The following is a 13,569-nucleotide window of genomic DNA, read 5'->3' as shown; positions in this document are numbered from 1 at the left end:
CACGTTGCCGGGCCAGGGGTAGTCTTGCAGCAACTGGGTCGCCTTGCGGGAGAAGCCGGCAAACAGCGGATACCCCAGCTCCCGGGTCATGCCGTGGGCGAAGTGCTCCGCCAGCATCAGTATGTCCTCCCGTCGCTCCCGCAGCGGGGGCAGGGTGATGACATCGAAGGCCAACCGGTCCAGCAGATCGTGACGAAACTGTCCCCGAGCCGCCAGCTGCGGCAGATCCTCGTTGGTGGCGCACACCAGGCGCACATCCACCTTGAGCGCCTTGGCACCGCCGACGCGCTCGAATTCACCGTACTCGATGACCCGCAGCAGTTTCTCCTGCACCCGGGCGCTGGTGGTGGCCAGCTCGTCGAGGAACAGGGTGCCGCCATCGGCCCGCTCGAAGCGGCCCTGATGACGCTTGGCGGCGCCGGTGAAGGAGCCCGCCTCGTGGCCGAACAGCTCGGTTTCCAGCAGGCTCTCGCTCAAGGTGGCGCAGTTGATGGTGACAAAGCTTTGATCCCAGCGATCCGAGAGATAATGTAGGCGGTGGGCGATGAGCTCCTTGCCGGTCCCCCGCTCGCCGATGATCAGCACAGGTTTGCGCAGGGGGGCGAGTCGCGAGGTCTGCTCGATGATTTCTAGAAACGCGTTGGACTCACCCAACAGACTTTCCGTGGCCGTGGTCATCCTGATCCCTGTTCGTTGAAAAATCTGGTTAATCTTACTAAAAGTTGGTTATTTTTATCATCTCTTGTTCCGGGCATCTTGCGACTCATGGAGAGTGCCCATATAAATCAACAAGTTAATTATTGTTCCAGATTGGCACACAAGTTGCCATTGTCAATGGAGAAACAACCCAATGCCCATCACAGGAGTACAACCATGAGTATTTTTTCCCGCCTGGCCGACATCATCAATTCCAATCTGACGTCCCTGCTCGACAAGGCCGAGGATCCCCAGAAGATGGTGCGCCTGATCATCCAGGAGATGGAAGATGAACTGGTGAAGGAGCGCTCCAACCTGGCCCGCTTCCTCGCCAACCAGAAAGAGATCGGCCGTCAGGTCAGCCGCCATCAGGAGCGGGTGAACGAATGGCAGGCCAAGGCCGAGCTGGCCCTGACCAAGGGGCGTGAGGATCTGGCCCGGGCCGCCCTCATCGAGAAGAACAAGCAGAGCGAGCTGGCCGAGGCGCTCTATCGCGAGCAGCAGGCGGTGGACAGCGGCATCGACAAGCTGGGCGACGAGATCCGCCAGCTGGAAGCCAAGCTCGAAGACGCCCGTGCCCGCCAGAAGGCGATGGCCATTCGCAGCGAAGCGGCCAGCAGCCGCCTGAACGTGCAAAGCCAGGTGGCCCGTGGCGACAGCCAGGCCGTGGTGAGCAAGTTCGAGCGCATGGAGCGCCGCATCGACGAGATGGAAGCCCGTGCCGATCTGGGACAGTCCGACAAGGCCCTCGCCCAGCAGTTTGCCGAGCTGGAAGCGGACGATCAGATTAGCCGCGAGCTCGAGGCCATGCGCAAGAAGCTCGGCCAGAGCGACACTGCCTCGAAAGGAGAGTGATGAATGGAAGACATTCTTGGGATATTGGCGACGCCACTCATCGTCTTCATGGTCATAGTGGCCCCCATCTGGCTGGTGCTGCACTATCGCGCCAAGGGCCGGATTGGTGCGGGGCTCGCCGACAATGAGCGGGAGCAGCTGCAGGGGTTATTGGTCCGTGCCGAGAAGATGCAGGAGAGAGTCGGGGCCCTGGAATCCATTCTGGATGCCGAGGTCCCGGGCTGGAGGAACAGGGTATGAATGCCATCCATTGCTGCCATCACATGCAGCCTGCGTCGGTCGGTACACCGGGTTTCATTCCGGATGCCGAGGCCCCGGGCTGGAGGAACAAGGTATGAGGGCTTCGAATAACTCTCGCAATCTCTACCGGGATCCCCAGAAGGGCAAGATAGCCGGCGTCTGCGCCGGCCTTGCCGACTACTTCGGAGTGGAGACCTGGATAGTGCGGCTGCTGGCCATCAGCGGCCTCATCTTTGCCGGTTTCATCACCTTCACCGCCTACATCGCCGCCTGGTTTCTGCTCGACAAGAAACCTGTCACCCTGTTTGGGGAGCAGGAGGCGGACTTTAGCGAGGTGCGCATGAAGGCGCGCAGCTGGCAGGCCGGCGTCACTCCCCATCAGGCGCTCGGTCGCATCGCCCAGGAGCTCGACGCGCTCGAGCCAAGGGTGCAGCGTCTCGAGAAGCTGGTGACCTCCAAGGAGTTCACCCTGCAGCGCGAGTTCAGCAAGCTGTAAGTACCGCAAGGGCGCGAGGCTGTGGCCCGGCCCTTATCCCCATGGTTCGGCTGTGACAGGAGAAATAGACCCGCCTTGATACGCAACAAACTCGAACAGTCATGGTCTGTGCTGCAGCACAAGGCCTTTGAGGTGGTGAACCGGGCTCGGGATCGCCACATCCGGCTGGCGGTCACCGGCCTGTCGCGCAGCGGCAAGACCGCCTTCATCACGGCGCTGGTGAACCAGCTGGAGCACGCCGCCATCGACGGCCGTCTGCCCCTGTGGGATGCCCATCGTCAGGGGCGGATCCTCGGCGCCCGCCGGGTTCCCCAGCAAAACGCCCACATCCCCACCTTCCCCTACGAGCGGGGCCTCGATGCCCTGTTTGGTGACCCTCCCGATTGGCCAGAGCCGACACGTGGGGTGGCCGAGGTGCGCCTGGAAATCCGTTACCGCACCCGCCACCCCTTGCGCCGGCACCTGGGGGAGATCTCCACCCTCTATGTGGATCTGGTGGACTACCCCGGCGAGTGGCTGCTGGACTTGCCGCTGCTGGATCTGAGCTACGAGCAGTGGAGCGAGCAGGTGGCAACCCAGTTGCGCCGCCCCGAGCTGCAGGCCCTGGCCGCCGACTGGCTGACCCGCGGCTGGCAGGCCGAGCAAGCCTTTGAGGAGCGGCCGGCCTGCGAGCTGGCGGCCCGTTACACCGACTATCTGCACGCCTGCAAGCAGGAGCTCGGGCTGCATCTCATCCAGCCGGGCCGTTTCGTGCTGCCGGGGGAGTATGCCGGGGCGCCGCTGCTGCAATTCGTGCCCTGGGTGTGGGACAAGCCAGCCCGGGAGCCCGCCGATGGCACCCTCTACGCCACCTTCAAGCAGCGCTTCGAGCAGTACAAGCAGCACCTGGTGCAGGGTTTCTACGAGCAGCACTTCGCGGGCTTCGATCGCCAGATAGTGCTGGTGGACTGCCTGGCGCCCCTCAACGCCGGGGCCGCCAGCTTTGGCGACATGCAGCAGGCCATCGCCCGCATCATGGAGAGCTTCGCCTATGGCAAGAGCAACTGGTGGCGCCGCCTGTTCTCCCCGCGCATCGACAAGCTGCTGTTCGTGGCGAGCAAGGCCGATCACGTCACCCCGGAGCAGCACGGGCCCCTGGTCTCCCTGCTCCAGCATCTGGTGAGCAGCGGCCGGGGTCAGGCCCGCTTCGAGGGGATAGAGACCGAATGCCTGGCGCTGGCCGCCATCAAGGCCACCGAGGTGGGCAAGGGGGTCGCTAATGGTCGCGAGTTTCCGGCCATCCGCGGCACCAGCCTGGCCGGGGAGCCGCTCTTGCTCTTCCCGGGGGAGGTGCCACCCCATATTCCACCCGCTCAGTGGTGGAGCACCCAGGGCTTCGATTTTCAGGCATTTCGCCCCATGCCCATGAGCGCCCATCAGGCGCTGCCCCATATCCGGCTGGACGCGGCACTGGAGTTCTTGCTCGGGGATCACCTCGAATAACCGGCGCCGCACCAAGGAGCAGACAACAAGATGAACGATCAGACAACACAGACGGTGCCGCTGCAAGGCAAGGTGATCCTGGAGCCGACCCTGTCGGTGGCGAGCGAGACGCCGCCCCCGGCACCGGCCCAGCGGCTGGAAGAGGAGAGCTTCGAACGACTCGAGGCGCTGGACGAGCTCACCGAGGTCGAACCCGCGCTCACTGTCAGGCCTCGCCGTCGTCATCGCCTGCTGGCCTGGGGGTTGGGGGCGGTCGGTCTGCTCTCCCTGGGCCAGTTTGGCGCCTTCCTCTACGACCAGTTTCTCACCACCCCGCTCTGGGGCGGCGCCTGGCTGCTGGCTTCGGGTCTGGTGGCGGTGGGCACGGCCGGCGTGGTCGGGCGCGAGTGGCTGCGGCTGCGCACCCTCAAGCGGCGCCAGGATGTGCGCTCAAGGGCCGAAGATCTGCTCGCCCATCAGGGGGTGGGGCAGGGGCAGGCATTCTGCGAGGCCCTGGCCGAAAAGAGCGGCGACAAGGGGCGGGAGGGATATAACAACTGGCTGGTCCAGCTCGACGAGAGCCACCGCGATCGGGAGGTGCTGACCCTCTATAGCCAGCTGGTGCTGGGGGAGCGGGATAAACTCGCCCAGGCCCGGGTCGCCAAGTGGTCCGGGGAGGCCGCGGTGCTGGTGGCCCTGAGCCCGCTCGCCACCGTCGACATGATGCTGATGCTCTGGCGCAACCTGCGGATGATCGAGGACATCGCCGATGTCTACGCCATCGAGCTCGGCTACTGGAGCCGCATTCGCCTCATCCGCCAGGTGTTTCGCAACATGCTCTATGCCGGCGCCACCGAGCTGGTGACCGAGGTGGGGATGGACTTGCTGGGGGCCGAGCTGACCGCCAAGCTCTCCGCCCGCGCCGCGCAAGGGGTGGGGGCCGGCCTGCTCACCGCTCGCCTTGGGCTGCGCACCATAGAGGCGTGCCGCCCTCTGCCCTGGTGTGCGGACGAGAAACCCAGGCTCGGGGAGCTGCGCAAGCGGCTTGTCGGCCAGCTGGCGGGCTATCTTCGCAAGTCATAGTGCCATTCAAGGGCGGGGATCAGCCTGCCTGATCTCTCCCCGTGCGGGTCGTTTGCGCCACCACAGCGCCCCGGGAAAGCAGATCTGGATGTCACAAATTATTTACATCTGTGGCAGGCAGCCGACCTGGGGGTCGGCTGTTTTTTTGATGGGCAAGCCGTTACAGTGATCCTGAAGAGCAACGACAAGGAGCCTCTAGGGGCGGGAGATGGCAGGGATCATGGCAAGTAGCTACACAGCACACCAACCGGACGAGCAGGGCGTCATCCACTACTCGGAGGAAGAGCAGGGGACCTGGCAGATCCTGATCGCGCGCCAGCTCGCGGCGCTCGAGGGCAAGGCCTGCGACGCATACCGGGCGGGGCTGGCTCGGCTCGCACTGCCTCGGGATCGCATCCCGCAACTGGGGGAGATCAACGCCGCCCTGACCCCCACCACCGGCTGGTCGGTGGCCGCCGTGCCCGCGCTCATCTCCTTCGATCGCTTCTTCGCCCTGCTCGCTGATCGCCAGTTTCCGGTGGCCACCTTCATCCGCCGCCGGGACGAGCTCGACTACCTGCAGGAGCCTGACATCTTCCACGAGATCTTCGGCCACTGCGCCATGCTGACCAACCCCGCTTTTGCCCACTTCACCCACCTCTATGGCCAGCTCGGGCTCAACGCCAGCAAGGAGGATCGGGTCTATCTGGCGCGGCTCTACTGGTTCACGGTGGAGTTCGGGCTGGTGCAGGAGGGCGATGACCTGCGCATCTACGGCGGCGGCATCCTCTCCTCCATCGGCGAGACCGCCTATGCGCTTTCCGGGCAGCCGGTGCTGCAACCTTTTGATCTGCTGGAGGTGCTGCGCACCCCTTATCGCATCGACATCATGCAGCCCACTTATTTCGTGTTGCCGAACCTGGCGTGTCTCTACCGTCTGGGGCCACAGGAGATCATGGCTGCGGTGGCCGAGGCCCGTCGCCTCGGCTTGCGTCCGCCCCGTTTTGCCCCGGCCCCTGGCCGGCAGGCGAGCTGAACCCGTTTTCAACCCATTCCACAACATGATTGATGAAAGGAGTCCCGAATGTCTGAACTGGCAACCCAACGGTGCGAAGCGTGCCGCGCCGATGCCCCCAGGGTGACCGAGCAGGAGCTAAGCGAGCTGATGCACGCCATCCCCGACTGGCAGCCCCTGGTGGTGAACGGCGAGCTGCAACTGAGGCGCGAATTTGCCTTTCGCAACTTCAAGGAGGCGCTGGCCTTCACCAACCGGTTGGGGGAGCTGGCGGAGGCCGAGTTCCACCACCCGGCGATCCTGACCGAGTGGGGCAAGGTGACAGTGAGCTGGTGGACCCACAAGATAGGAGGGTTACATCGCAACGACTTCATCATGGCAGCACGCACCGACGAGCTGATGAAGTAACCGCGGCTTGACGCGAAGCAACAGGGCCTGCCCGGTGAAAACGGGGCAGGCCCGCATTTTTATGGGGGAGCGCTCGCACTGGCGGGATCGAGTCTGTATCATCCGGCTATTCAGAATGTTAGCTAGGAAGTGTGTTCCGAATGCGTCTTGAAGTCAGCTGTGAAGACCGTCTGGGCCTGACCCGGGAACTGCTCGACCGACTGGTGGAGCACAACATCGATCTGCGCGGCATCGAAATCGATACCTCAGGCATCATCTATCTCAATTTCCCCGAGCTGGAGTTTCGCGATTTCCAGCATCTGATGCCGGAGATCCGCCGCATTCCCGGCGTCTATGACGTCAAGACCATCCCCTACATGCCCTCCGAGCGAGAGCATCACGAGATAGAGGCCCTGCTCAAGGCGCTGCCGGATCTGGTCTTCTCCCTCGACAGCAAGGGACGTGTGACCCAGGCCAACCAGGCCGCCCTCACTACCCTGGCGCTGCCGCCGGAAGAGGTGCGCGGGGTGGCGCTCGCATCCCTGGTCAAGGGTTTCTCCTTCGCCCGCTGGCTGGAGGCGAGCGAGATCAAGCCCCAGACCTGCAAACTCAGCCTCGGCGGTGAGGAGTACCTCGGCGATCTGATGCCGCTGTTCGTGGCAGAAGAGAAGGGGAAGCAAGCCCTGGCCGGCGCCGTGGTGGTGCTCAAATCCGCCCGCCGGGTCGGCATGCACTTCAGCGCGCTCCATGCGGTGGAGGTGGGAGGCTTCGAACACCTGCAGGCCGAGAGCCAGAAGATGAAAGAGGTGCTGGCCCAGGCCGCGAAACTCGCAATGCAGGATGCACCCCTGCTCATCGTCGGCGAGACCGGCACCGGCAAGGAGCTGCTGGCCCGTGCCTGCCATGGCGCCAGCCTGCGCTCCAGCCACCCCTTCATGGCCCTGAACTGCGCCGCCATGCCGGACAACGTGGCCGAGAGCGAGCTGTTTGGCTACGCTCCCGGTGCCTTTGGCAACAACACCGAGGGCAAGCGCGGGGTGCTGGAGCTGGCGAGCGGCGGCACCCTGATGCTGGACGAGATAGGCGACATGTCACCCCATCTGCAGACCAAGTTCCTGCGGGTGCTGCAAGACGGGGTCTTTCGCCGGGTCGGGGACGAGCAGGAGGTGAGGGTCAACGTGCGCTTCATCTGCACCACTCAGAAGCAGTTGCTGGATCTGGTGCACGAAGGCAAGTTCCGGGAAGATCTCTACTACCGCCTCAATGTGCTGAGTCTGGCGCTGCCCCCCCTGCGTGAGCGCAAGGCGGACATCATGGCGCTGGCCCAGCAGTTCGTTTCCCGCTTCGCGATCGAGTTGCAGCGCCCGCGCCCGCGCTTTACCCGCAACATGGCAGAATACCTGACCGCCTACCGCTGGCCCGGCAACGTGCGCCAGCTGCGCAACTGCCTCTACCGGGCCATGACCCTGCTGGAAGGGGACGAACTCGGCCCCGAACACGTGGATCTGCCGGTGGCGGCCGATGCCATGCCGCTCATCGACGAGTGGTTCGAAGGGGGGCTCGACGAGGCGGTGAAGCGTTTCGAGAGCCGGCTGCTGGAGCGGCTCTACCCGGCCTTCCCCTCTACCCGCCAACTGGCCAAGCGGCTCGGGGTCTCCCACACCGCCATCGCCAACAAGCTGCGCGAATACGGGATTGGTAAAAAGTAACTCCGAAGGCGGTGTGCACCCAGGACGCCCCTCCTGGAGTGGGCGGTCGCCATCGCTGCGACGCCAGATGACGCAGCCGGTGTGTGTCCGGATGGGGAGCCGCCGCGCGGCTGGTAAGCTCGGTGCGACTCCTCTCTGGCACTCCCTTCATGGGCGTCGGCCCATCCCGGTACCGACGTGGATTTAAGCGCGGGCATCATGCAGTTGTTTTGTTTCATCCGGATTTCCATGTGGTTGCTGCCACTGTGTTGCATGCTGGCACTGGCCAACGTGGCGGTGGCCGCGACCTCGGCCGAGATCCGCAGCGACATGGTGCGTCAAACCGTGCTCGATATCCTCAGCTACACCCGTTGGCCCAGCGAGCCTGCCACACTGCGGCTCTGTGTCGCCGCGCCCACAGCATATGCGGCGTCGCTGCTGACCATCAGACAACAGGCCAATGGCCGCCCGGTCGATGTGCATCGCTACGAGCTCGACGACGAGGCGTTGTTTCGGCGCTGCGATGTGATCTATCTGGGAGTGCTGACCCCAGAGCAACGCCTAGCCCTGTTCGAGCGTCTGCATGGTCACGCCATCCTCAGCATCAGCGAGCAGAGCCGCGAGTGCATCGCCGATGCGGTGTTCTGTCTGCAGGCAGGGGAGCGGGTGCGCTTTCGGGTCAACCTGGATGCACTGGCCCGCAGCGGCGTGCGGGTGCACCCGGCCGTACTGAAGCTCGCCAGGGCGGATGAGGACGCGCGATGACAATCAATCACGCAAACCCTCGACTCACGCTGCGACAGAGCCTGGGGCGTACCCACATGATGATCTCCCTGACCGCCGTCTGCATGGCGGGCCTCTTCCTGACCATCACGGCGCTGCTGGCCCTGCGTCTCTATGCGGATCACAACCTCAAGTTGGTGGCGCGTGCCATCAGCTACACCACGGAGGCGGCCGTGGTGTTCGATGACAAGGATGCGGCCAAGGATGCCCTGGAGACCATCACCTCCCGGGAGGACATCGCCAGCGCCAGTATTCTGCTGCCCGACGGTCAGGTGCTGGCGAGCTGGCGGCGGGACATCACGACCCCCTGGACCAGCCTGGAACAGCAGTTGGCCCGCTTGATCCTGCCGGGGCCGGTGGAGCTCTCCATGGTGCGGGAGAACAAGGAGATAGCCCGGGTCCACCTGGTCGGTCACGGACAATACCTGCTGCGCTTTCTCTTGCAGACCCTGATGGCGACCCTGGTGTGCCTGTTGCTCAGCATCCTGGGGGCGCTCTATGTGGCGCGCCGGATGCAGCGATCCATCACGGCCCCCCTCAAGGCCCTGACCGAGGTTGCCTATAACGTCAGCCGCCAGCGCGCCCTCAAGCAGCGAGTACCGGCGGCCAACATCGCCGAACTGCACGCGCTCGGGGAAGACTTCAATTCCCTGCTCGACGAGCTGGAGGCCTGGCAGGCTCACCAGAAGCGGGAGAATGCCAGCCTGCTGCACCAGGCAACCCATGACCCTCTCATCGGTCTGCCCAACCGGGCGCTGTTCGAGGCGCGGCTGGAGCAAGCCATCCAGGCAGGACACACCCGGCATGAGCGGTTTGCCCTGCTCTATCTGGATTGTGACCGCTTCAAGCAGATCAATGACAACCTGGGCCATGCCATAGGTGACGAGGTGCTCATCGCGCTGGCGCGGCGGGTGCAGCATCAGCTCAGGCCCATGGATCTGGTGTGTCGATTGGGAGGGGATGAATTTGTCATCCTGCTCTCTCCGGTGCATCAGGAGAGTGAGGTGCGCGAGGTGATGATGCGGATCCAGCAGGCGATGACCACTCCTGTGGTCTTGAGCGATGGCCACCATCTGCAGATAGGGGTGAGCGTCGGCTCCGCCCTCTACCCCGAACAGGGGGGGACGGCAGAAGCCCTGTTGCAATTCGCCGACGGTGCCATGTATGAATCCAAACGACAACGCAGGGAGGGAGCCGGAGACCATAAGACAACCACTTGAAATTGAAAATAATGAAAGGACAAGAACAATGACTTTTTTCAACCTGATGGGAGCGGGTCTGTTCGCGCTCTTGCTCGGTGGTCTGGCGGCTTGCCAGAGCGCGCCCAAGGGCCTCACCGAGCAGCAGATCGCCGCACTCAAGGAGCAGGGGTTTCACCTGACCGACGAGGGCTGGACCCTGGATATCTCCAACAAGGTGCTCTTTGCCAACAACGTGGGGGCTCTCAATCCCGGCACCCGCCAGGTGGTGGAAGCCTTGGGCAGGGCCCTGATTGAGGTGGGTCTGAACCGGGCCCGGGTGGACGGCCACACCGACTCCAACGGCGAGGCGGCCTACAACCAGCAGCTCTCGTTGAAACGGGCCCAGTCCGTGGCCGAGGTGCTGGCGTCGGTGGGTATGCCCGCTGCCAACCTGGACATCCGTGGACGCGGGGAAGAGGCGCCCATCGCCGATAACGGCACCGCCGCCGGACGGGCGGAGAACCGCCGGGTCGCCATCATCATCGACAACGGCTGATCGGCCAACGCCCTGCATCAACTGCTATCATCCGGTTTTCCGGATCCCTTCGTTCGTTAGCCCGAATGCGTGTGTGCCACCACTCTCCTGGCGGAGAGTGGCTCTCTTCCTGCCACTCCTCCTGCATGATCCCGCTCTACATACTCTCTCGCACCCAGATAGCGGGGGGCTATGAGTTCCTCTCAATGTCCCGGACTTGATCCAGCACAACACGGAGCTCAACTGATATTCGTTATCATTTGCGTTATTTCAAGACGGTAACCTGCCAGTGATGACGCCACTATTCACCCCGACCATGACGGGGCTCGCCACCCCGGATCCCCTGAAGTTCGCCTTTGGCACCAAGACCTCGGCCCATGCCAGCCGGGGCGGCGCAGCCCCCTTGACGCTGGACGACGCCGGCTGGCGAGCCTGGTGGCAGCGACCGAGCGAATCCCAGGAGCGGGCGCTCTATATCCATGTTCCCTTCTGCCGCAAGCGCTGCAGCTTCTGCAACTTCTTCGAAAACGGCGCCAACCCGGCGCGCATGAGCTACTACATGGCGGCCCTGTGCGACGACCTGCAACGGGCCGCCGAGTCTCCCTTTGGCCAGAGCCGTCCCTTCTCGGCCATCTACGTGGGGGGCGGCACCCCGACCGATATGGCGGCGGCGGATCTGGGGCGACTGGCCAGGGCCATTCGCGCTTTCCCCCTGACCCCGGATGCGGAGCTGACCCTGGAGGGGCGGCTCAACGGTTTTGATGATGTGAAGTGGCAGACGGCCCTGGCGGGGGGCTTCAACCGCTTCTCGTTCGGGGTGCAGAGCTTCAACACAGCAGTGCGCCAGCAGGCGGCCCGTTTCGACGACAGGGAGACACTGCTCGCCCGACTGGGGGAGCTGACCCGGGATGACGCAGCCGTCATAGTGGCGGATCTCATCTTCGGCCTGCCGGGGCAGGATGATGCCCTGTGGCGCCAGGACATCGCGGACGTGATGGCCAGCGGGGTGCACGGAGTGGATCTCTACCAGCTCATCTCCATGCAGGGCACCAATCTGGATCGGGCGCAGGAGAAGGGCCGGCTCGGCTGGTGCGCCGATGGCCAGCAGCGGGCGGCCATGTATGCCTATGGCGCCCACACCCTGGAGCAGGGGGGCTGGCAGTGCCTCTCCTGCAGCCACTGGCGGCGCAGCGACGCCGAGCAGAGCCGCTACAACCAGATGGCCAAGCGCGGCGCCGAGATCCTCCCCTTCGGCGCGGGGGCGGGGGGCAACATCCATGGCCACGGCCTCATGTATGGCCGGGATCTGGCAGCCTGGCACGAGGCGCTGGCGGCCGGTCTGCGTGCCCCCGGCATGGTGATGAGGCCCAATCCCAACGCGCCCGTCGATGGCCTGCTGCGTGGTGGCCTCGACACCGGCTGGCTGGCTCTCGGGCGCTTGGCGCCCTCCTTGCGGGCGCATCTGTTGCCGCTCTTTGAACGCTGGCAACAGCATGGCCTGGCCGAGCTGGCCGGGGAGACACTGGCGCTGACCTTGGCGGGGCGCTTCTGGACCGTCAATCTGCAGGCGGGTCTGTTCGAGTATCTGCAGTCAAATCCCCTGGGAGGGGAGGCGGCAACCCACGCCGCTCATCCGGGCGGGGCCCGGCATCACTCGCGGGGGTAGCGGGCAGGGAGAAAAACGAGAAAGGAAAGGGGGCCGCTTGAAGGCCCCCTTTTCGTTATTGGTTGTTCACTTCCTCCACCCGCACCCGCAGGCTGCCCTCGGCGAGCGTGGTGACCAGTTGCTGGCCCGGGCTCACCTGGGCGGCGCGGCTGATGACCTCGCCACTGGGGGTACGGGTGATGGAGTAACCCCGCCCCAGGGTGGCCAGCGGGCTTATCCCGTCGAGGCGCGCACTCAGCATGGCGAGGCGGTGGGCGGCGAGATCCTGACGCTTGTTCATCAGGGTATGGAGCCGCTCTTGTGCCAGCTGGTGGCGACGCTTGCCGGCGGCCAGCAGTTTTTCCGGGCTCCTGGACTGCAGCCGCAGTTCGAGGTTCGCGAGGCGCCGCTCCCCCTGATGCAGGCGCAGATTGAGCAGTTGCTGCAGGCGGCCGGACAGCTCGTCCAGACGCTGGGACTGTTGCTCCAGCCGGCGCTTGGGATCCTGATGGTCGAGCCGCTTTTGCAGCAGCGCGAAGCCGTGGCGGGCGGCGGTCTGGCGCCGGGAGATGGCCTGCACCAGGCGCTGCTTGAGGTGCACAAGGCGCTGGGCGCGGGCGCTTCTGTCCGGTGCCACCAGCTCGGCGGCGGCGGAGGGGGTGGGGGCGCGTAGATCGGCGGCGAAGTCGCTGATGGTGATATCCACCTCGTGGCCCACGGCGCTCACCACCGGGATGGCGGAGTGGGCAATAGCGCGGGCCACCGCCTCCTCGTTGAAGCACCAGAGATCTTCGAGCGACCCGCCGCCGCGCCCGACGATGAGCACGTCCACCTCGGCGCGGCGGTTGGCCAGGGCAATGGCCGCGACGATCTGGCCGATGGCGGCGCTGCCCTGCACCTGAGTCGGATAGATGAAGACCGGGAGATCCGGGGCGCGGCGCCCCAGCACCGTCAGCATGTCGTGCAGGGCGGCGCCGGTGGCCGAGGTGATCAGCCCCACGGCGCGTGGCTCGCGGGGGAGCGGGCGCTTGCGGCCCTCGTCGAACAGCCCCTCGGCGCCGAGGCGGCGCTTGAGCTCCTCGAAGCGCAGGGCCAGCATGCCGTCCCCGGCGGGTTGCATGGATTCGATGATGAGCTGGTAGTCGCCCCGGGGCTCATAGAGGGAGACCCGCGCCTGCACCAGCACCTGCATGCCATCTTGCGGCCGGAACGGCACCCGGCGGTTGTTGCCCTTGAAAATGGCGCAGCGCACCTGGGCTGAGATGTCCTTGAGGGAGAAGTACCAGTGGCCCGAGCTTGGCATCGCCAGGTTGGAGAGTTCCCCAGTCAGCCACACCAGCCCCAGATCCTGCTCCAGTATCATGCGCACGGCGCTGTTGAGGCGGGTGACGGTGAAGATCTGCTGTTGCCTGCTCTGGCTGGATTCGTCGAGGTGGTTCAAGGCTGGCCCTGCTGCTGTGTCCGCCGGGGCGGGGAGAAAACGATGGGGCATATCTTACCCCAGTTCAGCCCATCCGCCGAGTCC

The 13,569-nt window shown here is 64.8% G+C and carries 14 protein-coding genes; 12 read left to right on the top strand and 2 right to left on the bottom strand.

The window, feature by feature from the left end:
- On the bottom strand, positions 1-678 hold a 678-nt coding region (locus tag BN1127_RS18405; protein WP_042650414.1), incomplete at its 3' end, for a sigma 54-interacting transcriptional regulator.
- A 195-nt stretch (positions 679-873) separates the two neighbouring features.
- Between BN1127_RS18405 and pspA the strand changes: the two genes are divergently transcribed.
- The 12 genes from pspA to hutW all read left to right on the top strand — a co-directional run bounded on the left by pspA (position 874) and on the right by hutW (position 12,065).
- Complete coding sequence (gene pspA, locus BN1127_RS18400) at positions 874-1,551, top strand: phage shock protein PspA (RefSeq protein ID WP_042650413.1); 678 nt, start codon at positions 874-876, stop codon at positions 1,549-1,551.
- Between the two features lie 3 nt (positions 1,552-1,554).
- On the top strand, positions 1,555-1,791 hold the full coding sequence (gene pspB, locus BN1127_RS18395) for an envelope stress response membrane protein PspB (protein WP_042650412.1): 237 nt from the start codon (positions 1,555-1,557) through the stop codon (positions 1,789-1,791).
- 94 nt (positions 1,792-1,885) lie between these two features.
- Complete coding sequence (gene pspC, locus BN1127_RS18390; protein WP_042650411.1) at positions 1,886-2,287, top strand: envelope stress response membrane protein PspC; 402 nt, start codon at positions 1,886-1,888, stop codon at positions 2,285-2,287.
- Between the two features lie 75 nt (positions 2,288-2,362).
- Positions 2,363-3,769 carry a YcjX family GTP-binding protein gene (locus BN1127_RS18385; protein WP_042650410.1) on the top strand — a complete coding sequence of 469 codons (1,407 nt, stop codon included), beginning with the start codon at positions 2,363-2,365 and terminating at the stop codon, positions 3,767-3,769.
- A gap of 30 nt (positions 3,770-3,799) precedes the next feature.
- On the top strand, positions 3,800-4,831 hold the full coding sequence (locus tag BN1127_RS18380; protein ID WP_042650409.1) for a YcjF family protein: 1,032 nt from the start codon (positions 3,800-3,802) through the stop codon (positions 4,829-4,831).
- Between the two features lie 220 nt (positions 4,832-5,051).
- Positions 5,052-5,846 carry a phenylalanine 4-monooxygenase gene (gene phhA, locus BN1127_RS18375; RefSeq protein WP_042650419.1) on the top strand — a complete coding sequence of 265 codons (795 nt, stop codon included), beginning with the start codon at positions 5,052-5,054 and terminating at the stop codon, positions 5,844-5,846.
- A 48-nt stretch (positions 5,847-5,894) separates the two neighbouring features.
- On the top strand, positions 5,895-6,233 hold the full coding sequence (locus tag BN1127_RS18370) for a 4a-hydroxytetrahydrobiopterin dehydratase (RefSeq protein ID WP_041205882.1): 339 nt from the start codon (positions 5,895-5,897) through the stop codon (positions 6,231-6,233).
- Between the two features lie 140 nt (positions 6,234-6,373).
- Positions 6,374-7,921, top strand: a complete 1,548-nt coding sequence (gene tyrR, locus BN1127_RS18365; RefSeq protein ID WP_042650408.1) for a transcriptional regulator TyrR — start codon at positions 6,374-6,376, stop codon at positions 7,919-7,921.
- Between the two features lie 228 nt (positions 7,922-8,149).
- A complete protein-coding gene (locus BN1127_RS18360) occupies positions 8,150-8,665 on the top strand; it encodes a regulatory sequestration protein YfiR (RefSeq protein WP_081805885.1) in 516 nt (171 codons plus the stop codon).
- A complete protein-coding gene (locus tag BN1127_RS18355) occupies positions 8,662-9,903 on the top strand; it encodes a diguanylate cyclase DgcN/YfiN (protein WP_042650407.1) in 1,242 nt (413 codons plus the stop codon). The genes BN1127_RS18360 and BN1127_RS18355 overlap by 4 nt, the downstream gene beginning before the upstream one ends.
- 28 nt (positions 9,904-9,931) lie before the next feature.
- Positions 9,932-10,420, top strand: coding sequence for an outer membrane lipoprotein YfiB (locus BN1127_RS18350; RefSeq protein ID WP_042650406.1), 489 nt, complete (start codon positions 9,932-9,934; stop codon positions 10,418-10,420).
- Between the two features lie 271 nt (positions 10,421-10,691).
- Complete coding sequence (gene hutW, locus BN1127_RS18345) at positions 10,692-12,065, top strand: heme anaerobic degradation radical SAM methyltransferase ChuW/HutW (RefSeq protein WP_042650405.1); 1,374 nt, start codon at positions 10,692-10,694, stop codon at positions 12,063-12,065.
- Positions 12,066-12,120: 55 nt separating this feature from the next.
- Here hutW and xseA read toward each other — a convergent pair whose 3' ends face one another.
- The gene (xseA, locus tag BN1127_RS18340) at positions 12,121-13,485 is read right to left on the bottom strand and encodes an exodeoxyribonuclease VII large subunit (protein ID WP_042650404.1); all 1,365 of its coding nucleotides are present in this window, start codon (positions 13,483-13,485) and stop codon (positions 12,121-12,123) included.
- Between the last annotated feature and the right edge of the window lie 84 nt (positions 13,486-13,569).

This window comes from Aeromonas media (assembly GCF_000819985.1).
In the GTDB taxonomy this organism is placed as follows: Bacteria; Pseudomonadota; Gammaproteobacteria; order Enterobacterales; family Aeromonadaceae; genus Aeromonas; species Aeromonas media.
The sequence above is the reverse complement of the archived record's forward strand: the minus strand, read 5'-3'. Positions and strand labels throughout refer to the sequence as shown.